This is a genomic window from Pseudomonas sp. SJZ074 (assembly GCF_007828215.1).
GTDB lineage: Bacteria > Pseudomonadota > Gammaproteobacteria > Pseudomonadales > Pseudomonadaceae > Aquipseudomonas.
On sequence record NZ_VIUE01000052.1, the window covers coordinates 1 to 20,262 of the forward strand.

The 20,262-nt window shown below is 60.8% G+C and carries 23 protein-coding genes; 20 read left to right on the plus strand and 3 right to left on the minus strand.

Annotated features, from left to right (window positions below):
* Positions 1-600 precede the first annotated feature (600 nt).
* From fdxA to FBX99_RS28340, 3 genes are all read right to left on the minus strand, one after another.
* A complete protein-coding gene (fdxA, locus tag FBX99_RS28330) occupies positions 601-924 on the minus strand; it encodes a ferredoxin FdxA (RefSeq protein ID WP_072387901.1) in 324 nt (107 codons plus the stop codon).
* 133 nt (positions 925-1,057) lie between these two features.
* The gene (mutS, locus tag FBX99_RS28335) at positions 1,058-3,625 is read right to left on the minus strand and encodes a DNA mismatch repair protein MutS (protein ID WP_178112114.1); all 2,568 of its coding nucleotides are present in this window, start codon (positions 3,623-3,625) and stop codon (positions 1,058-1,060) included.
* A gap of 333 nt (positions 3,626-3,958) precedes the next feature.
* Positions 3,959-4,318 (minus strand): DUF6124 family protein, encoded by a 360-nt coding sequence (locus FBX99_RS28340; protein ID WP_145133753.1) that lies wholly within the window; start codon positions 4,316-4,318, stop codon positions 3,959-3,961.
* 458 nt (positions 4,319-4,776) lie between these two features.
* Between FBX99_RS28340 and FBX99_RS28345 the strand changes: the two genes are divergently transcribed.
* The 20 genes from FBX99_RS28345 to FBX99_RS28450 all read left to right on the plus strand — a co-directional run.
* Positions 4,777-5,511 (plus strand): XRE family transcriptional regulator, encoded by a 735-nt coding sequence (locus tag FBX99_RS28345; RefSeq protein WP_139647677.1) that lies wholly within the window; start codon positions 4,777-4,779, stop codon positions 5,509-5,511.
* 467 nt (positions 5,512-5,978) lie between these two features.
* Positions 5,979-6,161: a Com family DNA-binding transcriptional regulator gene (locus FBX99_RS28350; RefSeq protein ID WP_145133772.1), complete on the plus strand. Its 183-nt coding sequence runs from the start codon at positions 5,979-5,981 to the stop codon at positions 6,159-6,161.
* A 21-nt stretch (positions 6,162-6,182) separates the two neighbouring features.
* Positions 6,183-6,827, plus strand: a complete 645-nt coding sequence (locus FBX99_RS28355) for a hypothetical protein (protein ID WP_145133755.1) — start codon at positions 6,183-6,185, stop codon at positions 6,825-6,827.
* Between the two features lie 97 nt (positions 6,828-6,924).
* Entirely contained in the window at positions 6,925-7,275 is a 351-nt protein-coding gene (locus tag FBX99_RS28360) for a phage holin family protein (protein ID WP_144931656.1), read from the plus strand.
* A gap of 36 nt (positions 7,276-7,311) precedes the next feature.
* Entirely contained in the window at positions 7,312-7,824 is a 513-nt protein-coding gene (locus FBX99_RS28365) for a hypothetical protein (RefSeq protein WP_144931658.1), read from the plus strand.
* 3 nt (positions 7,825-7,827) lie between these two features.
* Positions 7,828-8,439, plus strand: a complete 612-nt coding sequence (locus FBX99_RS28370) for a phage baseplate assembly protein V (RefSeq protein ID WP_144931660.1) — start codon at positions 7,828-7,830, stop codon at positions 8,437-8,439.
* A gap of 11 nt (positions 8,440-8,450) precedes the next feature.
* A complete protein-coding gene (locus FBX99_RS28375) occupies positions 8,451-8,783 on the plus strand; it encodes a phage baseplate protein (RefSeq protein WP_024779051.1) in 333 nt (110 codons plus the stop codon).
* Complete coding sequence (locus FBX99_RS28380) at positions 8,780-9,775, plus strand: baseplate J/gp47 family protein (protein WP_145133757.1); 996 nt, start codon at positions 8,780-8,782, stop codon at positions 9,773-9,775. Before FBX99_RS28375 ends, FBX99_RS28380 begins: the two co-directional genes overlap by 4 nt.
* Complete coding sequence (locus FBX99_RS28385; RefSeq protein ID WP_145133759.1) at positions 9,772-10,407, plus strand: phage tail protein I; 636 nt, start codon at positions 9,772-9,774, stop codon at positions 10,405-10,407. The genes FBX99_RS28380 and FBX99_RS28385 overlap by 4 nt, the downstream gene beginning before the upstream one ends.
* Positions 10,408-12,369, plus strand: a complete 1,962-nt coding sequence (locus FBX99_RS29355; protein WP_256664142.1) for a phage tail protein — start codon at positions 10,408-10,410, stop codon at positions 12,367-12,369.
* A gap of 9 nt (positions 12,370-12,378) precedes the next feature.
* Positions 12,379-12,798 (plus strand): phage tail protein, encoded by a 420-nt coding sequence (locus FBX99_RS28395; RefSeq protein WP_145133761.1) that lies wholly within the window; start codon positions 12,379-12,381, stop codon positions 12,796-12,798.
* 88 nt (positions 12,799-12,886) lie between these two features.
* On the plus strand, positions 12,887-13,096 hold the full coding sequence (locus FBX99_RS28400) for a hypothetical protein (protein WP_145133763.1): 210 nt from the start codon (positions 12,887-12,889) through the stop codon (positions 13,094-13,096).
* A 2-nt stretch (positions 13,097-13,098) separates the two neighbouring features.
* Positions 13,099-14,265, plus strand: a complete 1,167-nt coding sequence (locus FBX99_RS28405; protein WP_145133765.1) for a phage tail protein — start codon at positions 13,099-13,101, stop codon at positions 14,263-14,265.
* A complete protein-coding gene (locus FBX99_RS28410; protein ID WP_144931672.1) occupies positions 14,265-14,771 on the plus strand; it encodes a phage major tail tube protein in 507 nt (168 codons plus the stop codon). Before FBX99_RS28405 ends, FBX99_RS28410 begins: the two co-directional genes overlap by 1 nt.
* A gap of 141 nt (positions 14,772-14,912) precedes the next feature.
* The gene (locus FBX99_RS28420; protein ID WP_144931746.1) at positions 14,913-15,482 is read left to right on the plus strand and encodes a phage tail assembly protein; all 570 of its coding nucleotides are present in this window, start codon (positions 14,913-14,915) and stop codon (positions 15,480-15,482) included.
* 128 nt (positions 15,483-15,610) lie between these two features.
* The gene (locus FBX99_RS28425) at positions 15,611-17,737 is read left to right on the plus strand and encodes a phage tail tape measure protein (protein ID WP_145133768.1); all 2,127 of its coding nucleotides are present in this window, start codon (positions 15,611-15,613) and stop codon (positions 17,735-17,737) included.
* Positions 17,737-18,120, plus strand: a complete 384-nt coding sequence (locus FBX99_RS28430) for a phage tail protein (protein WP_024779062.1) — start codon at positions 17,737-17,739, stop codon at positions 18,118-18,120. The genes FBX99_RS28425 and FBX99_RS28430 overlap by 1 nt, the downstream gene beginning before the upstream one ends.
* Entirely contained in the window at positions 18,113-18,325 is a 213-nt protein-coding gene (locus tag FBX99_RS28435; RefSeq protein WP_047701972.1) for a tail protein X, read from the plus strand. The genes FBX99_RS28430 and FBX99_RS28435 overlap by 8 nt, the downstream gene beginning before the upstream one ends.
* Before the next feature lie 9 nt (positions 18,326-18,334).
* Positions 18,335-19,351 carry a contractile injection system protein, VgrG/Pvc8 family gene (locus FBX99_RS28440; protein ID WP_144931741.1) on the plus strand — a complete coding sequence of 339 codons (1,017 nt, stop codon included), beginning with the start codon at positions 18,335-18,337 and terminating at the stop codon, positions 19,349-19,351.
* A gap of 607 nt (positions 19,352-19,958) precedes the next feature.
* On the plus strand, positions 19,959-20,262 hold a 304-nt coding region (locus FBX99_RS28450), incomplete at its 3' end, for a transposase (RefSeq protein ID WP_145133770.1).

Genomic DNA, 20,262 nt, shown 5'->3' on the forward strand with positions numbered 1-20,262 from the left:
CGTCCAAGGCCAGGGCGGCCGAGGACAGTGAAGATTTCCAAAACTCGGTATCCGGTAGATCGTAAGGCCGCTCCGCTTAAGTGAACAGCATTACGACCGGTTCGGGGCTTTTCCGTTTCTGGGGACGGTTTTTCGGTCCTGCCAGGTTTGCGGCTCGGTTTGTAAGCTTTTGCCTAGTGTTGTGTAAGCGTTCGGTTCCTCGTGGCCGGGGACAGACGACACTCAAGGCTGTTTCCTTTAAGTATCTAATTGATTTAAAAGGGTATTTAAATGGATGAACGAAGTGTGACGGGTGCTGTCTGCCGCTTCGGATGAATTGCACTCGCTGGGGAAAACACTAATATCAGTCCTGTGTCGACGGACAGACACACCTGTCACGGACGATGGGGAAGGAAGGACATCGCAGGATGCGATTCATCAGGATGATGAAAAGGATCAAAGGGATTAGGGAAAAATGTGGGCGGGTCAAACCGCCCCTTTTTTTTGCCTGCGAATCGTGCCCACGCTCTGCTTGGGTATGCCTCTACGGGCGCTCTGAGTTCGATTCGGCCATCGGAAGCAAAAAGGCCCGCAAGGGGCCTTTTCGAAGAACGCGGATGATCAGCGTTCGAGGTCTGCGATCTTGCCTGGCTTGCCATCCCACTCTTCAGCGTCCGGCAGCGCATCTTTCTTCTCGGTGATGTTCGGCCAGATGTCCGCCAGTTCGGCGTTCAGCTCGATGAAGTTCTCCATGCCAGCCGGCACTTCGTCTTCCGAGAAAATGGCTTGTGCCGGGCATTCCGGTTCACACAGGGCGCAGTCGATGCACTCATCCGGGTGAATGACCAGAAAATTCGGCCCTTCGTAAAAGCAGTCCACCGGACAGACTTCTACGCAGTCGGTGTACTTGCACTTGATGCAGTTGTCGGTGACGACGAAGGTCATTTCTAATTCTCTCCTCAGGCGGCGGCAGCGGATCCCTCTTCACGGTGGGGTCGCCAGGCTTGGGAGCGGACCAGGCTAATAGTCCGCAGCATCCCAAACCGCGCGCGATTCTAACAGCTTGAACGCCCTTGCGTTAGATCCGTGTCTTCAATGCATAGAGTAAATCCAGTGCCCGGCGTGGTGTCAGGTCGTCCAGGTCGACTTTGGCCAGTTCGTCGAGCACCGGATGGGGCAGGCTGGCGAACAGGTCGCTTTGCTGCGGTACGGCCGGTTTGCCTTTGCTCGGGCGTGGTGTTTCATGGGGCAGGCTGGAGGTTTCCAGGCGGCTCAGGTGCTCGCGGGCGCGGCTGATCACCTCGGCTGGCACACCCGCCAGTTGCGCCACCGCCAGGCCGTAGCTCTGGCTGGCCGGACCGGGCAGCACATGGTGCAGGAACACGATGCGCTCGTTGTGCTCGGTGGCGTTGAGGTGGACGTTGGCCACCAGTGGCTGGCTTTCCGGCAGCACCGTCAGCTCGAAATAATGGGTAGCGAACAGCGTGTAGGCCCGTAAATGCGCCAGGCGTTCGGCCGCCGCCCAGGCCAGCGACAGGCCGTCGAAGGTACTGGTGCCGCGCCCGACCTCGTCCATCAGCACCAGGCTGCGCTCGGTGGCGTTGTGCAGGATGTTCGCGGTTTCGCTCATTTCCACCATGAAGGTGGAGCGTCCGCCGGCCAGGTCGTCACTGGAGCCGATCCGGGTGAATATCCGGTCGACCAGGGACAATTCGCAGCTGGCCGCTGGCACGAAGCTGCCAATGTGGGCCAGCAGCACGATCAGCGCAGTCTGGCGCATGTAGGTGGATTTACCGCCCATGTTCGGGCCGGTGATCACCAGCATGCGGGTGTTGTCGTCCAGGCTCAGGTCGTTGGCCACGAACGGGGTGGTCAGTACCTGCTCGACCACCGGGTGGCGACCCTGACTGATGCGCATGCACGGCTCGCTGACGAAGCGTGGGCAGTTAAGGTCCAGGTTCAGCGCGCGCTCGGCCAGGTTACTCAGCACGTCCAGTTCCGCCAAGGCCGCCGCGGTGTCCTGCAGGGGCGGCAGTTGGCTGATCAGGTCTTCGAGCAGTGCCTCGTAGAGCATCTTCTCACGGGCCAGGGCGCGGCTCTTGGCCGACAGTGCCTTGTCTTCGAAGGCCTTGAGTTCCGGGGTGATGAAGCGTTCGGCGCCTTTGAGGGTCTGGCGACGAACGTAGTCGGCCGGTGCTTGCTCGGCCTGCTTGCTCGGCAGTTCGATGAAGTAGCCGTGGATGCGGTTGTAGCCGACCTTGAGGTTACTCAGGCCGGTGCGGGCTTTTTCCCGGGCTTCGAGGTCGATCAGGAACTGGCCGGCGTTTTCGCTAAGGGCTTGCAGCTCGTCGAGCTCGGCGTCATAGCCGGTTTTCAGCACGCCACCGTCACGGATCACGGCGGGCGGGTTGTCGATGATGGCTTTTTCCAGCAGCGCGGCCAGGTCCGGGTACGTGCTGGTGATACGCGCCAGTTGTTGCAGGTGCGGGGCTTCGAGGTCGGTCATCGCCACCTGGAGTTCCGGCAGCGCGCCAAGGGCATCGCGCAGGCGTGCCAGATCTCGCGGACGGGCGTTGCGCAGGCCGATCCGCGCGAGGATCCGCTCGATGTCACCGATTTCCTTGAGCTGCGGCTGCAGCTGCTCGAAGCGATAACGATCCAGCAGACAAGTAATGGAGGATTGACGCGCCAGCAGCACGGTCAGGTCCCGCAGCGGCCGATTCAACCAGCGGGTCAGCAGGCGGCTGCCCATGGCGGTCTGGCAGCGATCGACCACCGATTGCAACGTGTTGTCGCGCCCGCCGGCCAGGTTGGTGTCCAGTTCCAGGTTGCGGCGGCTCGCGCCGTCCAGCACCACCGTGTCGTCCAGGCGCTCGTGGCGCAGGCTGCGCAAGTGGGGCAGGGTGGTGCGTTGGGTTTCCTTGGCATAGGCCAACAAGCAACCGGCGGCGCCGATGGCCAGGGTCAGGTTTTCGCAACCGAAGCCCTTGAGATCCTGGGTGGAAAACTGTTGGCAGAGACTTTTCAGCGCCGAGTCACGTTCGAAATCCCACGGCGCACGACGCCGAACGCCACGGCGTTTTTCCGCCGGCAAGTCCTTGGGCCAATCGTCGGGAATCAACAGCTCCACCGGGTTGACCCGCTCCAGCTCCGCCAGCAGGTTCTCCCAACCCTTGATCTCCAGCACTGAGAAATTGCCACTGGTGATGTCCAGCACTGCCAGGCCGAACAGGCGCTCGTCCCCCAGCACGGCGGCGATCAGGTTGTCCCGGCGTTCATCCAGCAATGCCTCATCACTGACCGTACCCGGCGTGATGATGCGCACCACCTGCCTTTCCACCGGCCCCTTGCTGGTGGCCGGGTCACCGACCTGCTCGCAGATCACCACCGACTCACCGAGCTTGACCAGTTTCGCCAGGTAACCTTCCGCCGCATGGTAAGGAATCCCACACATCGGAATCGCCATGCCCGCCGACTGCCCACGCGCCGTCAGGGTGATGTCCAAGAGCTTGGCGGCCTTCTTCGCATCCTCATAGAAGATTTCGTAGAAGTCGCCCATGCGATAGAACATCAGCTGATCGGGGTGCTGATTCTTCAGGCGCCAGTACTGCTGCATCATCGGCGTGTGGGAGGACAGATCGTTCACGGCTGTATTCATCGGTGTCAGGCAAACTCATCGAAAGGTATGGGGCAAAAGGAGGGGCATCGGCCCGGCTTTTCCGCGATGGGCGCAAGGTTAACATGGGGGGGCTGGTGCGACCCAGATGGAGTGGCTCCAATGGAGCTTTGAACGGTAGCCCTTGATTGCCGGCGCTAAAAAGCCAACATATGGCTGATGTCGGTCGGATAAGCCGCGAGGTAACCCTGTGGGAGCGAGCCTGCTCGCGATAGCGGCGTGTCAGGCAACGTATCTGCCGACTGTTGCGCCGCCATCGCGAGCAGGCTCGCTCCCACATGGGGTCATACGTTGATGAATGCGTTACCTCGGCTCAACCACATCCAACGCCCGATTCGCCAGCAACTGGCCCAACTCAATCATCTGCTGGACCCCCAACGCGATATGCCGCCGCGAGCCCTCCAGATCGAACGCCAGGTCACTGACCATCGCATTGGCCGAGGCCAGGGTTTCGCTGAGGTTGGCGAGCAGGCATTCGGCGTCGACGTCAGGGGCGATGATGAAAAGGGTGTCGAACGTGTCGGTTGTGTCTTTGTCGGTTTTCGGCTTGAGGTAATAGTCCAAGGCTCGGGTGGCGGCTTCGTCGAGCTCCTTGGCTTTGGCTGATTGGGAGCGGGATGTGGAATTGTCTGTGGATGGGGGATTCGGAGTGTGCTTGATCATGCTTCTGGATCCTTGAAGTTGAGCCACTACTCACTCGCGACTAAACGAGGGGGTGGCAGCTGTACGCAGGTTAGTCGACCGGGGATCCAAGGAACCGGCGCGCCCGAGGGCGCCCTGCGCACAGCCACCATCAGGTGCAGGCATAGGATTACCTGACTGAATGGAGCAGTGAGCACCTTGGAGTACCGAGCGACTAAACCCGATCACTGATGGGCAGTGACGAGAACAAAAGTACCGATGGGATCCAAGGTGAACAAGCCGGCGGATTCTGGCGCAGTCGTAGGCAGAGACGCAAGGCGATGTAGCCTGGTGTCGCACATTTGAAGGACGCGAATCGAGGAATTTCCCACAACGTTGTAGGGGAAATTCCCTCGCCACAATGGACTGAACAAGCTGTATCCCATATTTATGCAAAACAGCATTTGTCTTCTGCAAAAAGAACAAGCATCATGCGCGTTATGCAAAAACGCAACGTTTCTACGGTATTAAGAGCATTGCTCGATCAGCACGGGATCTCCCCCACGGAGCTTCACCGGCGTACCGGCGTGCCTCAATCCACCCTCTCGCGGATTCTCAGCGGCAAGATCGTCGACCCTTCGGATAAACACATCTCGAAGATTGCCGAGTACTTTGCCGTGAGCACCGACCAGTTGCGCGGGCGCGCCGATGTTGCGCCTGCCGGCAACAGCCGCCGCGACGAGCCACATTCCGAGCTCAAGGACATAAGCCTGTGGGACGACGATACCCCCGTCGAAGAAGACGAGGTATCGGTCCCTTTTCTGCGTGAGGTTGAATTGGCTGCTGGATCAGGAAGATTCGTCATCGAGGAGAGCGAGCGCTCCAGCCTGCGTTTTGGCAAGCGCAGCCTGCGTCATAACGGCGTGCAGTTCGACCAGGCCAAATGCGTAACGGTGCGTGGCAACAGCATGTTGCCGGTGCTGCGCGACGGGGCCACGGTCGGGGTGAACGCGGGCAAATGCGGGATCGGCGACATTGTCGACGGTGACCTCTATGCCATCAATCACAACGGCCAGTTGCGGGTGAAGCAACTTTACCGCCTGCCCACCGGCATCCGCCTGCGCAGCTTCAACCGCGATGAACATCCGGACGAAGACTACAGCTTCCAGGAAATGCAGGATGAACAGATCGTCATCCTCGGTCATGTCTTCTGGTGGGGCATGTACGCCCGCTAACCCTTCCGCTGTCAGATAAAACCCGCCGATGTGCGGGTTTTTTTCGCCCTCGAAAAGGGCGCCCTCCCTCGTCCCTGCTGGGCGCGAATGCGCTGGTGCATTTTCTGTGCATAAATAAATGCATTTACGCATTGACTGGATATGCATACATGCATATTCTGTGTCCAAGCCGCTCGACAAAGTGGCTGGCAACAACCGCTCTTTAGTTTCATCAACAGGCAGCGATGAACCGGCCTTAACGGTTCAGAGGGTTGGCAACTGGCCCGGGTGTGCAGCGTAAAGCACCAGAAGCAGTTATCCGGCGGGCAGGGACCGCGGCCGGAGGAACAATTTGAATGGATCCGTACCGCGCCAGTCGCGCCGAAAGATCAAGCGCATTACTGAAAAGCCTGGGCGACCGGGCTTTTTGGAATGCCTGCGCCGTGAGGCGCTTCAAATCATTACCGCCGCCAATGGAGGGCTTTCAAATGCTGAAGGATTTCAGATGCGGTCGCTGCAAACGACTTCTGGCCCGCATGGGCGAGAACACCGAACTCCAGATCAAGTGTTCCCGATGCGGGACGTTGAATCATGTGAAGGCCCTTGAGCCTCGAGTGAACGCCATGGAGCGAACAACGTGCGGAATAGGCCGCACGACCAGTACTCAATGACATCCGTCGAGGTAACTACAAATGAAACTATCCAACAAGCTTTTACTGACGATTGCATTCCTGTCGTCCTTCGTCACGCTGAGTAGCCGCGCTGATACAGCCCTGTCCTGGAATCTGGCCAGGGACATGTATTTGATGACCGAACAGGCTCCGGCCGGTTCGCCGTGGTCGTTCATGCAGAACAAGACCGCGGTAAACGCTTCGGCCAACTACACGCTCTTACCTACGTTCCACGCTGAGGAATGTAACGGTAAGCCATCCACCTGCTGGCGGGACGACGTCACCGGCGCTTATGTCGCCATCCCCAAACAGACCTTCACTTTCACGGGTTCCGGTACGAGTTTCGTGTTCAAGCAGGGCGATGTAGCCACGCATCCAGGGGCAGCCAGCCAGAGCATCATCCGTTGGGCCAGCCCCGTTTCCGGCACCATCAATGTGCTCGGGCGTGTCAATGATCTGCACAACGCATGTGGGGATGGCATCGCCTGGTCGCTCAACCTGGGTGACACAGTGCTCCAGTCCGGGAGCCTGGCAAATGGCGGGAGTACTACCTTCCTGCTGAACGGTGTGGCGGTCACCCCGACATCTTCGCTCTACCTGGTCATCGACAAGAAATCCACCAACGCCTGCGACTCCACCAGCCTGGACATGCTCATTACCCGTTGAGGGTGACTGGGTCTTGCACCAATTGCTATTCAACCTGAATGGCTCAGGGCGGTATTTGCGTCCTGAGCTTTCAAATCCAATCCCCCAGGAGACGTGAATGACAAACGAGCAACAAGCGTTGCTGGACATGCCGATCTGGCTGGTCATCCTGCTCGCCCTGGTGGGCGGGGTGTCCGGCGAGATGTGGCGTGCGGATAAGGAGGGTGCCCGTGGCTGGCCTTTGTTGCGGCGCGTGGTCCTGCGCTCCGGCGCCTGTGTGGTCTGCGGCGTCTCGGCCACCATGCTGCTGTATGCCCTCGGCATGTCGATCTGGAGTGCTTGCGCCCTGGGTTGCCTGACCGCCATGGCCGGTGCCGATGTGGCCATCGGTCTCTACGAACGCTGGGTCGCCAAGCGGATTGGCGTTTGTGAAGTGCCACCGCCGGATTCCCGTCCCGACCAACAGTGAGCCGGTGCCGCCGATCCACAGGAAAGAGGCCATCCAATGCCCACTCTCATCGAAAAACCCTCGCAGCTGTTTACCGCCATTGCCGAGACGCTGCGTACCACCTTGCCCGGCTTGAAGGTCGGGAGTCTCCAGGACTTTGATGACACCGGCGATCTGCCTTGGGTCTTGATCGCCATCGAACGTGATACGTCAGGTAACCGGGCCAATGACGGGCGTATCGCCCATGTCCTGACGTTTTCCATGCAAGTCGTTTCGCCCAGCACGGGGTTGACGGCCTGCGATCTGGCCTGTGAGTTGAAACGCCTGATCGTCGACAACCGCTGGAACCTGTCAGCCGAGCAGTGCAGTCGGCCCACGGATATCGAGGGCGTTGCCTCCGTGTTCAGCGGCGGGACACGGCCGTACACCGCCTGGACTCTCTCATTCACACAAACCCTGTACCTCGGTCCGACGCTGCTGGAGGACCCACTGGGCATTCCGAAATTCGCCCGGACCTGGGAAGTGTCGAACATCGACGACCCGGACCAATACACCGCACTGGAGGGCTGAACCATGTTCGATGCACTTCTACGCCTGCATCTGGGGCCGATCATCGAGCGTTTGGCCGGGATGGAAACCGAGCTCGAAGACTTGTACCGGCGCGCAGACAATCTCTGTCGCATCGGCGTCTGCCAGGAAGTTGATGCCGCCACCAACACCTGCAAGGTCGCCCATGGAGAGTTGCTGACCCCGGCGATCCGCTTTTTCAACCCGAGTGCCGGCGCCCAGAGCGAGTCGCGGATTCCCTCCGTGGGCGAGCAATGCCTGCTGCTGAACCATGGCGGCGGTGATGGCGGCGGGCAGTCGGTGGCGTTGTTCGGCCTCAACGGCGGTCAGTTTCCTCCCGTCTCGACACAGGCAACGCTGACCCGTCGCCTTTACCCGGACGGTTCGGAAAATGGCTACGACCACGCCAGTCATGTCCTGCACTGGAAAAACGGCCCGGCGACATTCACCGGTTCCCGTGAATCCCTCGAATTGACTATCGGCCCGTCGCGGCTGGCGATGACAGCTGAGGCCATCGACCTGCAACTGGGTGCCGTCGGCATCCGGCTCGACGCTTCCGGTGTGCACCTGAGCGGCCCGTTGGTGGATCACCAGGGGCGTGTCATCAGCACCGCATAAAGAGTTTTCCCATGATTGGAATCGACAGAAATACCGGCGCCACCGTGGATGACTGGCCGCAGTTCGTCCAGCGCGCCACCCGGGCGCTCACCACACCGTTGGGCACCCGTCAGAAACGTCCTTTGTATGGCTGTGCACTCACGCAACTGCTAGGGCAGAACCTCGGCGATGACCTGCTGATTCTTGCCCAGAGCCATGCAGCCCAAGCCTTCTACAACCCCCACAACGGCATCGGCGACTTCGAGCCGCAAGTCATCGTCGCCAGCCGCCAAGGCGCCGGATTGTTGCTGCGCTTCGCCGGCACCTGGAAAAACCGCAAACAGACTTTCGAGGTGGTGACATGAGCATGTTGATACCCGGCCAGAACCAATTGGCTGAACCGGCCATTGTCACCGTCGACGCGTTCGAGGATCTGCTGGCCGAGTTCAAGACTTTCGTGGTCGAGTACGTCGGTGCACGCTCCCCCGACAGCGCGGCCAGGCTTGCGGTCAGCCTGGAAAACGAAAGCGAGTTGCTGACCCTGGCCCTCGAGGCCTTTTGCGTGCGCCTGCAAACCCACGAACGCAAATACAACGCCCGGATCAAGCAGATGCTGGCCTGGTGGGCCACTGGCAGTAACCTCGATGCCCGCCTGGCCGATATGGGACTCGAACGCCAGTTGCTCGACCCGGGCGATCCGGCGGCGTTCCCACCCATCGCCCCGGTCTACGAGAGCGACGATGACTCCCGATTGCGTTACTACCTGGCGCCCCATGCTCCGGCGGCCGGTTCGCGCATGCAGTATCGCCGCGAGGTTTTCACCCTCGGCGAGCGGCCTGCCGTGAAGGTGGAAAACGCTGCGGCGGGCGTGGTGACGGTCACCTACACCTTCGACCTGGACGGTCACGCCGCGCAGGTCAAGGACGGCAACGGACGCCGCACGGCACCGGGCGAGGTCACCGTCACTGTGCTTTCCCGAGAGGGTGACGGTACACCGTCCGAGGCATTGCTCGAGGGTGTTCGCCAACATTTCGCCCGGCCCGATGTGCGCCCGGAAACGGATCTGGTGATCGTTCAGGCTGCGCAGATCAAACCTTACAAGATCCGTGTCGTGGCGAAGATCAATCCAGGTCCTGACTCGGGCTTGACCCAAGCGGCTGCGCAACGGCAATTGCAGGAATACGCCGAGGCGTGCCATCGCCTGGAAGGCCGGGTGGACCCAAGCTGGATCGACTACACATTGCACAGCGCCGGTGCGGTTCGGCTCGAGATTCTCGAACCGTTGGCGCCGATCGTGACAACGGCTTTCCAGGCGCCGTACTGCACGGGTGTCGAGGTCGAGGTGGACACGTTATGAGTGACGACGCCCCGACCCCAAGCCTGCTGCCGGTCAACAGTTCGGCGCTGGAAAGGGCCCTGGATATCGGTTTTGCCCGGCTGCTCGAACGTATCGATCCGCCGTTTCCCGAGCTGATGAACCCGACTGCCACGCCCGTGGCGTTCCTGCCGTATCTCGCGGCGGATCGCGGGGTCAACGAGTGGAGCTCCGCAGCGCCCGAGGCTGAAAAACGCCTGACGGTTGAACTCGCCTGGCCCACCGCACGGCAGGCCGGGACGCGTAAGGCGTTGGAAAACGCGGCCAAGGGGTTGCAACTGACGCCCGAGGTCCGCGCCTGGCATGAGCAAACTCCCGTCGGTCAGCCTTACAGCTTTTCCGTCAGGGCATTCACCGAACAGCCTTACAACGAAGAAATCGACGCCCGTCTCGACCGTCGTCTGGCCGATGCCAAAAGCGAGCGTGACACCTTGACGGTGTCGGTCGGTTTGAGTGCATTCGGCCGACACGTCATCGGCGCGGCCACATTGTGCGGCGAGCTGACCACGGTTTATCCGATTGTCGTCGAAGGGCTGGAAGCCTCGGGCCAGGCCTTCATGACCGCCGGGCTCTACACCGTCGAAACATCCACCATTTATCCACAGGGGGCCTGAATGGCTGACTATTACACCCTGCTCACCGATGCAGGCATCGCCTACGAAACCGCCTGCAAGGCAGCAGGCACACCCATCAAGCTCTCGCAGATTTCCGTCGGCGACGGCGGCGGCGCGGTCTACAACCCGGCCGCAACCGCCACGGCGCTCAAGCGCGAAGTCTGGCGCGGACCGCTCAATGCGCTGTTCCAGGATGAGAAGAATCCGAGTTGGCTGCTGGCCGAAGTCACCATCCCTTCTGACGTAGGTGGCTGGTATGTGCGAGAGGCCGGGATCTGGACGGATACCGGTATCCTTTACGCCATCGTCAAATACCCTGAGTCGTTCAAACCGGTGTTGGCGACTTCCGGTTCGGGGAAAGAGTTCTACATCCGCTCGATCTTCGAGACCAGCAATGCCGAGCTGGTGACGTTGCTGATCGACGATACGGTGGTCAAGGCGACACGCGCCTGGGTTGCCAGCTACGTCGCCGACGAACTGGCCAAGCTCGACAGGAAACAGTCGGTGCGGGTAGCGACCACGGCCAACATTATCTTGAGCGGTGCGCAGACCATTGATGGGGTCGCGGTCGTTGCCGGGGATCGAGTCCTGGTGAAATCCCAGACCCTGGCGAAAGACAATGGCATCTATGTCGCCGCGAATGGGGCGTGGGTGCGAGCCAAGGATGCTGATGCGAGTGTCGACGTGACCTCGGGATTGACTGTGCCGGTGGAAGAGGGCGCGACCCTTGCCAATACGTTCTGGCAGTTGATCACTGACGGTGTGATCGTGTTGGGTGCCACGGCGCTGACGTTCCAGAACGTGACGCAAGGCTTTGCGCCTCTTAACTCGCCAGCGTTGATCAATCCAACGGCAACGACGCCGCCCCAGTTCGATAGCAGTACGCGTGTACAGACCACGGCTTTCGCCAAGCGAATGGGCGTCGAGTATTCAAGCTTCAGCAGCTATTCGGTGAATACTTCGCTTACGGCGGCGCATGTAGGCGGCTTGCACAGCTTTTCCAATGCAGCGCTGATCACCGCCGTTCTGCCCTCCACCACAGGTGTCGCTCAGGCTGCGACCATCACGCTTGTCTGTGCGGGCGCCGGTGGCCTGACGATCCAGGCAGCGGCAGGTGATGTGGTTTTCACCAGCAACGGCGTGACGGGCTCGCTCACGTTGGGTTTGGGAGATACGGCGGAGTTTGTCCGGCTCGATGCGCAGTGGCGGTTGATCGGTGGGACGATGGCGCTCAAATATGGCGCTGTGATGTCTGGTCCTAACTGGATAACCCAAGCACAGTTCGACAAGAGCAAGGCGTTCGCAACGACTGAATTCGTCAAGCGCATGGGGCTCGAACTGTCGAACTTCGATTCGCTCAGTACCAGTACGGTTCTGGGAGTAGGAAATGTGGGGGGGGTCGTCAGTGCATCATCCGATACGGCTATCACCGTAACCTTGCCGCCTGCAGCAATGGTGGCCCAAGGCGCCATGATTTTGGTGCTATGTGGTGGGACGGGGGCGGTCACGTTGATGGTTTCGTCCGGTGATGCCATGACGAACTCAAGCGGCAGCGCAATATCGATTGTGTTGGGGTTAGGTGATTCTGCGCTGATGACCAGAGTGTCTGGGGAGTGGCGCTTGATCAGTGGGACAGCGGCTATGCGGTACTCGGCTAAGTTTGCTGCAATTTTCGGAGACTCCGCCCATCAAGTCTTGCCAAGCGGATGGACATTCAAAATTGGACATGCATCGACGAACGTCTCGACAGGAACTGTGCCTGTTACTTTTCCCGTCGCGTTCCCCAACGCCTGTATGTATGTGGGGGCCATCTATGCCGGAGGTAGTTCGGCGACGAATCCGTCTCTTTGCCAGGCCGGAATACCGACCCGTACCGGTTTCACGGGCTACCTGACCAATATGGTTGGCAATAATGCTGCTGTTACCGTTGGCGGTTACAACTGGCTGGCCATCGGCTATTGAGGAACAAGTATGTTTGCTAAATGGATTGAAGAGGACGGTCGATTTGCCTTCGACTTAACCGACAACGGCGGCATCGAGATATCTGATGATGACCATGCAGCGCTCTTTGACTCGCAGTCGGGGACGAAGATCATTGGCAGAGGAACTGATGGTCGCCCGCAATTGCAAGACCCGCCGTTGCCGACGCGAGCTGAACTGTCACTTGTTGAGCGCGCATGGCGAAACAGTCAGCTTTCAATGACTGATGGTGTTGTAACGCGCCACCGGGATGAGTTGGAAGACGGGGCCGAAACCACACTTTCGGCCGAGCAGTACATTGAGCTGCAAGCGTATCGCCGGTCTCTACGCAACTGGCCCGAGGCCGGGGATTTTCCTTTGTTGGAGCACCGTCCGATCGCCCCGTCCTGGCTCCCCGAGCAACCCCAATAAACGCCCCGCACCGCCGGGGCGTTTTCTTATCCGACAAACCCTGAAAGCCCCTTCCCGAAAGGGGCTTTTTCGTATCTGGAGAAACCCAATGGCACTACGCCAAACCTACACCGTGCTCCTTCCATTCCCCACCGGCGGTGGGCACTGGTCGAGCGTCGGCCAGGAGCTTGAACTGCTCGACGTGGAGGCCAGTGCGTTGCGCAGCGCCGGTCGCCTGGAACTGAAGAAAAACGAGGCCGTTGAGCCGGCTTCTACACCCACCCCGGCCAAGAAGGCCGCCACCAAGAAGGCTGAATAACCATGGCTGAGGTTTTGAACTTCGAGCACAACGGCATTACCGTCAATGCCACCGAATCTCCCGAGGCCATGGGTGGCCTGGGGGACAACGTCATCGGGTTGGTCGGCACCGCGCCGAAGGCCGATCCGCTGATTCCGCGCAATGCCCCGTTCCGCATCAACAGTTTCACCACCCAGGCGTTGCTCGATCCGACCGGCACTGAGGCCGGTACGCTGTATCACGCGGTGTTCCAGATCCTCAAAGTGGTCAAGGTGCCGGTCTACGTGGTGATCGTCGAAGAGGGCGCCACCCCCGCCGATACGCAGAACAACGTCATCGGCGGCATCGAAGCGCAGACTGGTCGCAAGTTGGGCCTGGCGGCCCTGAGTGGCGTTGCTGAAGACCTGACCATCATCGGCGCGCCGGGCTTCACCGGCACCAAGGCGGTGGCCAGCGAGTTCGCCTCGTTCGGCAAGCGCATCAAGGCGCGTGTGGTGCTTGATGGCAAGGACGTCGCGGTTGCCGATCAAGTGACTTATAGCCAGGAGTTGGGCGGTGCCGACCTCGGTTTCGACCGTTGCCTGGTGGTGCACAACATGCCGGCGGTGTACTCCAAGGCCGCGAAGAAAAACGTCTTCCTGGCCCCATCGAGCCTGGCCATCGCCGCCCTCGCCAAGGTCAAGCAATGGGAGAGCCCGGGCAACCAGGTGACCTATGCCGAGGACGTTTCGCGGACCGTGGAATACAACATCCTCGACACCTCCACCGAAGGCGACCTGCTCAACCGCTACGGCGTCAGCTACTACGCCCGGACCATCCTCGGCGGCTTCTCGCTGCTGGGCAACCGCTCGGTCACCGGCAAGTTCATCAGCTACGTCGGCCTGGAAGATGCCATCAGCCGCAAGCTGGTGAAAGCCGGCCAGAAAGCCATGGCGAAGAACCTGACCAAGTCGTTCATGGACCAGGAGGTCAAGCGCATCAACGACTGGCTGCAAACCCTGGTGGCCGACGAAACCATCCCGGGCGGCAGCGTGTACCTGCACCCGGAACTCAACAGTGTCGAGAAGTACAAGAACGGCACCTGGTACGTGGTGATCGACTACGGCCGCTACGCGCCGAACGAACACATGATTTATCAACTCAACGCCCGCGATGAAATCATCGAGCAGTTCCTGGAGGACGTTCTCTAATGTTTACCAACCGCGTAAGACAGGCCATCGCGGCCACCCTGCAAGGCCTGCCGTTGTCGGCGACCGTGGAAGAGTTCACCCCGCCGAAGATCGAGTTCGACATGGAAGAAATGCGCGGCGGGCGCTTCATTACCGAGGAAATGGCCAAGGGCGGCAAGGCCCTCAACGCCAAGCTCAGCCTGCAAGGTGTCGGCCCGGAAATCATGCTGGCGCTGGGCGTCAGTGTCGGTGACGACATCCTGCTGAATGTGCGTGAAGCCGGCCAGGATCAGGACGGCAACACCTGGTTCACCTACCACACCGTCGGCGGCAAGCTGAAATCCCTGGAAGAGACCGCGCTGAAGATGGGCGAGAAGCCCAGGACCAATCTTGAGCTGTCGTGCCGTACCTACAACCGCCTGGAAAACGGCGTTCCAGTGATCGACATCGACGTGCGCACCCAGAAGTTCGTGCTCAACGGCGTCGACATTCTCGGCGATGCGCGCCGTGCGGTGCTGCTGCCTTGAACCTCAGTTGAACACAGTCCCTGTGGGAGCGGGCTTGCTCGCGAATGGGGCGTGTCAGCTGACATCAATGTCGCCTGACGCAGCGCCTTCGCGAGCAAGCCCGCTCCCACAAGGGGCCACATTCACCCAAGGAATTGATTCATGTCCTGGACGCCTCCCCAACACATTCTGTTGTCAGCCATCACCGGTGACGACGGATCGCAGATCCACCAACTGCAACTCAAACCCCTGTTCTACGCCGCGCAGAAAGACGCCCTGGCCCGTGCCGGCGACGACGAGGACGACCAGTTCTTCGAGCTGGCCAAATTGGCCACCGGCCTGTCGGTCAAAGAGCTGGATCAGCTCAAGCGACCGGATTACGTGAGCATCGCCCAGTACGTGCACGACATGTCGACCCGTCCGGCGTCGTACTTTCTCGAGCCTGCCACCGAGGCCGATCCCGACCAGGTGCAACTGCTGCAACCGCTCAGCGTGGCGGGCCGTAGCGTGACCTCGTTGACCCTGGAAATGCCAGCGCTGCGGGCCACCAAGGCGATGAAGAAACTGAAGACGGCAAAGGAACGCGCGGAGTTCATCACCGCCCATTGCACCGGCCTGATGCTGCCCGATCTGGACCTGCTGACCGTGCCCGACTGGACACAACTGCAGGTGCGTATCGACGATTTTTTAAACAAACCGGCGGACTTCTTTCGGAGCGCGACATCGAAGTGATCCTCGATGTCGTGCCGCTCATTTACCCGGTAAGTGAAGCGGAGATTCTGGAGTGGGACGCCGGCAAGGCATTGCGCCGTTACGACATCGCGATCACTCGCCTTGGCGTGAAACAGGAGTAGAGCGGGATGGCAGAGAGTAAGTATTCGCTGTCCGGTGCGGCCAGCATCGAGTTGCCGTCACTGGGCAGTGTGTCTGAAACGTCTGGGCTGAACCTGGCCCTGAGCACGGCCAGTCTCGACATCCGCCTGCTGGTGTCGGAGCAGGTCAAGTTGCGCGAAGCGCTGGCTTCGTTGAACGTCGCTCTGTCGACGCAGCAGTCGTTGCTCAAAGCCGGCGCATCGGTGTCGGCGTCAAATGAGTCGAAGTCCAAGCTCAAGGCCGAAGTTGACCAGCAGGCGCCACCGGGTCTGCTCAAGTCAGCGATGGCGACCGAGTTGGCGATGGTCGAGCTCAACCAGGTACTGAAGCTGGACACGGCCGCGTTGCAGCAGCTGTCGCAGGCCAACCTGAAAATGACCGCCGACAAACAGGTCGCGCCCAGCGGGGCCACGGCGGTCCAGTTGGTCCAGGTCGAACTGGCGGCAGCGAAGGCGGGCATCGGCGAGGGTTCCGATCCGGCCAAACGGCAGGACGAACTGCTGAACTTCACCCGTGACAGCGCAGTGATGGCGTCGGCGCTCAGCCTCGATGTCAAGGCCGCCAGCGAGATGTTGCTGGGGTGGCGCAGTGCGATGAACCTGGATCGGGGGCAACGTCAGACGCTGGCAGATGCCACCAACCACCTCGGCAACAGCGGCCTGAATGTCAAGGCGGCCGATATCGGCGCCGTGGTGCAGCGCAGTGGCGAGGCGGGCCTCGCCGCGGGGATGACCCCGGAACAGGTGGCGGCCCTCGCGGCGGCGTTCCTCAACAGCGGCGCGAGCAAGGCCGATGCCGGTGACGCGGCAAAAGGTTTCACTGCGGCATTGGCCCAGGGCAACGCGGCAACGCCTGAGCAACGCAAGGCCTGGGCCGAGCTGGACCCCAGGCTTGATCCTGCTCTGATCGCCAACGGCTTGCGCAACGACGCGGCGGGCACGATCAGCCAGGTGCTGGAAGCGCTCAAGCAGAAGCCTGCGCAAGAACGGCAAGCGCTGAGCAAGACCCTGTTTGGTGACAACACCGCGATTCTGGAACTGCTGAAGAAGCCGGAGGGTGTTCAGAAAGCGTTCACGTTGGTGTCCGAACGCACCCCCGATGGGGCGCTGCCGAAGTTCAACGGCTCGCTGGCGGCCACCGCCGAGGCGCTGGGGAACACGTCTCAAGGGCGCTTCAATGCGCTGGATGCCAGCAAGAACCGGATGCTCGCTGAGGGCGGCAATGCCTTGGCGCCGTTGACCGACGGCGTCATGGTATCGCTTGGCGCCCTGGCCGATGGCCTGAGCGAAGTGGCCCAGGCGCAACCGAAAGCGACCGCCGGATTGCTGGTGCTCGCCGGGGCCCTGGCATTGGCACGCGGCGCCGAGATCAAGGTCGCGATGGTTTCTGCCGTCACGGCGGCCGCGACGAAACTCCTGGCGCTGGCCGGTGCCAGGCAGATTACCGAGGGGCAAGACCTGACGGTCGATGCGCCGGAACAGCGCCGCAAGGGCAAGAAAACGACCCGTCGCGCCAGGCAAGGCAATGCCGCTAAGTCCGCTTCCATCCCGGTACCTTCCATGACGAGTGAGAGTCGTTTGCTGGGCGCCGCCCGGATGGGCTCGGCGGTCACCCGCCGTGCCGCGCCGCTGATGTTGCTCAGCGCTGGCTACGATGTCGCCAAAGGCCTGCAAGACGGCGATGACAAAGCAGTCGGCAGGGCATTGGGTTCTGCCGGTGGCGGACTTGCAGGCACCTACGCCGGTGCCGCTGCTGGCGCGATGATCGGCAGCGTGGTGCCCATCCTGGGAACTGCGGTGGGAGGCGTCATCGGTGGTTTGCTGGGGAGCATGGCGGGCAGTTGGGGCGGTGAGTGGCTGGGTGAAAAACTGGCCACGCCCGCCGACAAGCTCGACGCCCCGGAACAGGTCAGCAAAGACCTCACCAGCAGCCAGACCAGCACTCAACAAAACACCATGACCGCCAATATTTACATCAACGGTCAGGACCAGGCCAGCGCCAGCCAGTTGGCCAATCTGGTGGTGCAGCAGATTACCGGCCAGTTCGGCCTGACAACCATGCCCAACTCACTGGCCATGCGCAGTGACGCGGCCCTGACCGACGGAGGTACGTGATGCGTCAGCAAATGGCACTCGGCAGTTTCATTTTCGGGCTGTCGAGAAACTTCGCGTACCACTCGCTGGTACGCACCTCGGATGGCGGCTGGAAGAGCATCGACATTCTCACCAGCAAACCCAAGTCCAGCCAGGTCGGCCAAGGTCTGCAAGGGCTGACCATCACCGGCAAATCGATGTACGCGACCGCCATGGATCGGCTCGATGAGCTGCGGGCATTGCAAGCCCTGCGCGTGCCTGTGCCGTTGGTGGATGGTATCGGGCGCAACTGGGGGCTATGGCAGATCAACAAGGTGTCGGAAACCCAGACCGAGGTTATTGATGACGGCACGGCGATGGTGGTCGGCTGGGTGATTGAATTGACGGAGTTCGCCAATGCGTAGGGTTCGAAGTATCGCCGGTGACTCGGTGAATCTGTTGCTGTACCGCGAGCTTGAGTGTTGTGACGATGCCACCGAGCAAGCGCTCTGGCTGCTCAACCCCGGGCTGGCCGAATGGGGGCCGGTGCTGCCGGCGGGGGTGTGGGTTGCCTTGCCGGAGGTGGATCTGAAACCCGTTGCACCCGCACCGGTATCGGCTTGGGATTAAGGAGGCAACATGTCACTGGGTTTCACGCCAGCAGTGGAAATCTATGGTGCGAACGCGGCACTGCTCAACGAGCGCCTGCTCAGTTGGACCCACGTCGACGCGGCGGGGATCGAATCCGATCAGTTGACCCTGGTCATCAGCCTGGAAGGGCTTGAAGGGCTGCCCAGCCTCGGCGGAAAAATCGGCCTGCGGGTGGGCTACCTGGAGTCCGGCCTGGTGGACAAGGGCGAGTTCGTCATTACCCGGCGCACGCCGACGCTGTTTCCCCTGCGCTTGACGCTGGTGGCCATGGCGGCGCCATTCAGTGCGGCGGACCAGACCGGATTCAAGCAGCGCCGCTCCGTCAGCCATGGCCCGACGACCCTGGGCGCGCTGTTTCGTGAACTGACCGCCAGGCATGGTTTTTCGCCGCGTGTGGCGCCGGAGCTGTCGCTGATAAAAATCGAGCACATCGACCAGTCCAACGAAACCGATATGGGCTTCCTGACACGGTTGGCCCACCGGTATGACGCCATCGCTAAGCCGGTCAACCAATTGTATGTGCTGGCTCGACGCGGCCAGGCGAAGTCGCTGTCGGGCAAGGTTTTGCCGCAGATCAAGCTGTCGGTGACGACCAACAATCGTCCCGGCGATCAAGCGTTTATCTCAGCCGTCCTCGATGAGACCGCGCGGGCGAAATACCAGGGCTGCAAGAGTCGCTGGTGGGATGCGGCGGCGGGCAAGGTGCAGGTGGAGGAGAGTGGCATCGCGCCGTTCAAGATCCTTCGACAGCATTTCCAGAGCGCAGAAGACGCCCGCGCCGCCGCTGAAGGCGAAGTGCGCAGGCTGATGCGCGAAGCCCTCAAGGTCGCCATCGAGTGTCCGGGCAACCCGGGGTTGTCCGCCGAAGGCATCGTCCTGCTGGACCCGACCTGGCCGGATTTCATGCGCGGCCGCTGGTCGATCGACAAAGTCACCGCCACCGGTGACCGGGAAAAAAGCTATCGCTGCAAGATCGACGCAACCTGCCTGGATGCCAAGGCCTGACTCCCACCCTGGATCGCTGGCGACCACCGAATTTGGGAATGACGCAGGACCTGTGGGAGCGGGCTTGCTCGCGAATACGCCAGCACATCCGGCATCTATTTCGACTGAGCCACCACCATCGCGAGCAGGCTCGCTCCCACCCTGGATCGTTGGCGACCACAGCATTCGTGAATGACGCAGGACCTCTGTGGGAGCGAGCCTGCTCGCGAAGACGTCGGCACATCCAACATCTATCTCGACTGACCCACCGCCATCGCGAGCAGGCTCGCTCCCACCCTGGATCGCTGGCGACCACCGAATTTGGGAATGACGCAGGACCTGTGGGAGCGGGCTTGCTCGCGAATACGCCAGCACATCCGGCATCTATTTCGACTGAGCCACCACCATCGCGAGCAGGCTCGCTTGTATGGTAGGACTTGAAGGGAGGAGGAGGGACAAGGCTCGATTCTGACTGTTAGCCGCAGTACAGACCGTGGGAGATTTCATCCCTCCTCCTTTCACCCAAGCGCCGATAAAGAATGCATCTGGCCTAGACCGACGATAGGAACAAGCCTGCGCCTCTGGGTGAACCCTTCAAGTGTTCAAACCTTAGCCCGGAGGATTTTCAATGGCAATGCCCGTCGCCACCGCTCAGCCGATCGTAGGTGTGGATGTCGCCAAAGATGAGTTGGTGATTTATCACGCCCAATCCGATCGACTCGAAACGATCCCCAATACCAAAGCTGAGATTAAGAAGTGGCTCAAGGCATTGTCTGCGCCAGTGGATGTCGCCATCGAAGCCACCAATATCTATCACCAGGAATTCGCCGACCTGGCTTATGCGCAAGGCTGTGTGATCTACATGATCGGCGGTTACGAACTCAGTCATTACCGCAAAGGTGTGAAAGTTCGCGCTAAAACCGATGCGCTGG

What these genes read in the sequence shown, in the direction of transcription:
- FBX99_RS28360 (WP_144931656.1), top strand. Translation starts at nt 6,925, where the DNA reads ATGACAAACGAGCAACAAGCGTTGCTGGACATGCCGATCTGGCTGGTC.
- FBX99_RS28420 (WP_144931746.1), top strand. Translation starts at nt 14,913, where the DNA reads ATGTCCTGGACGCCTCCCCAACACATTCTGTTGTCAGCCATCACCGGT.
- FBX99_RS28440 (WP_144931741.1), top strand. Translation starts at nt 18,335, where the DNA reads ATGTCACTGGGTTTCACGCCAGCAGTGGAAATCTATGGTGCGAACGCG.
- FBX99_RS28400 (WP_145133763.1), top strand. Translation starts at nt 12,887, where the DNA reads ATGGCACTACGCCAAACCTACACCGTGCTCCTTCCATTCCCCACCGGC.
- FBX99_RS28405 (WP_145133765.1), top strand. Translation starts at nt 13,099, where the DNA reads ATGGCTGAGGTTTTGAACTTCGAGCACAACGGCATTACCGTCAATGCC.
- FBX99_RS28355 (WP_145133755.1), top strand. Translation starts at nt 6,183, where the DNA reads ATGAAACTATCCAACAAGCTTTTACTGACGATTGCATTCCTGTCGTCC.
- FBX99_RS28375 (WP_024779051.1), top strand. Translation starts at nt 8,451, where the DNA reads ATGATTGGAATCGACAGAAATACCGGCGCCACCGTGGATGACTGGCCG.
- FBX99_RS28430 (WP_024779062.1), top strand. Translation starts at nt 17,737, where the DNA reads ATGCGTCAGCAAATGGCACTCGGCAGTTTCATTTTCGGGCTGTCGAGA.
- FBX99_RS28345 (WP_139647677.1), top strand. Translation starts at nt 4,777, where the DNA reads ATGCAAAAACGCAACGTTTCTACGGTATTAAGAGCATTGCTCGATCAG.
- fdxA (WP_072387901.1), bottom strand. Translation starts at nt 924, where the DNA reads ATGACCTTCGTCGTCACCGACAACTGCATCAAGTGCAAGTACACCGAC.
- FBX99_RS28410 (WP_144931672.1), top strand. Translation starts at nt 14,265, where the DNA reads ATGTTTACCAACCGCGTAAGACAGGCCATCGCGGCCACCCTGCAAGGC.
- FBX99_RS28395 (WP_145133761.1), top strand. Translation starts at nt 12,379, where the DNA reads ATGTTTGCTAAATGGATTGAAGAGGACGGTCGATTTGCCTTCGACTTA.
- FBX99_RS28340 (WP_145133753.1), bottom strand. Translation starts at nt 4,318, where the DNA reads ATGATCAAGCACACTCCGAATCCCCCATCCACAGACAATTCCACATCC.
- FBX99_RS28425 (WP_145133768.1), top strand. Translation starts at nt 15,611, where the DNA reads ATGGCAGAGAGTAAGTATTCGCTGTCCGGTGCGGCCAGCATCGAGTTG.
- FBX99_RS29355 (WP_256664142.1), top strand. Translation starts at nt 10,408, where the DNA reads ATGGCTGACTATTACACCCTGCTCACCGATGCAGGCATCGCCTACGAA.
- FBX99_RS28380 (WP_145133757.1), top strand. Translation starts at nt 8,780, where the DNA reads ATGAGCATGTTGATACCCGGCCAGAACCAATTGGCTGAACCGGCCATT.
- FBX99_RS28365 (WP_144931658.1), top strand. Translation starts at nt 7,312, where the DNA reads ATGCCCACTCTCATCGAAAAACCCTCGCAGCTGTTTACCGCCATTGCC.
- FBX99_RS28350 (WP_145133772.1), top strand. Translation starts at nt 5,979, where the DNA reads ATGCTGAAGGATTTCAGATGCGGTCGCTGCAAACGACTTCTGGCCCGC.
- FBX99_RS28435 (WP_047701972.1), top strand. Translation starts at nt 18,113, where the DNA reads ATGCGTAGGGTTCGAAGTATCGCCGGTGACTCGGTGAATCTGTTGCTG.
- FBX99_RS28370 (WP_144931660.1), top strand. Translation starts at nt 7,828, where the DNA reads ATGTTCGATGCACTTCTACGCCTGCATCTGGGGCCGATCATCGAGCGT.
- FBX99_RS28385 (WP_145133759.1), top strand. Translation starts at nt 9,772, where the DNA reads ATGAGTGACGACGCCCCGACCCCAAGCCTGCTGCCGGTCAACAGTTCG.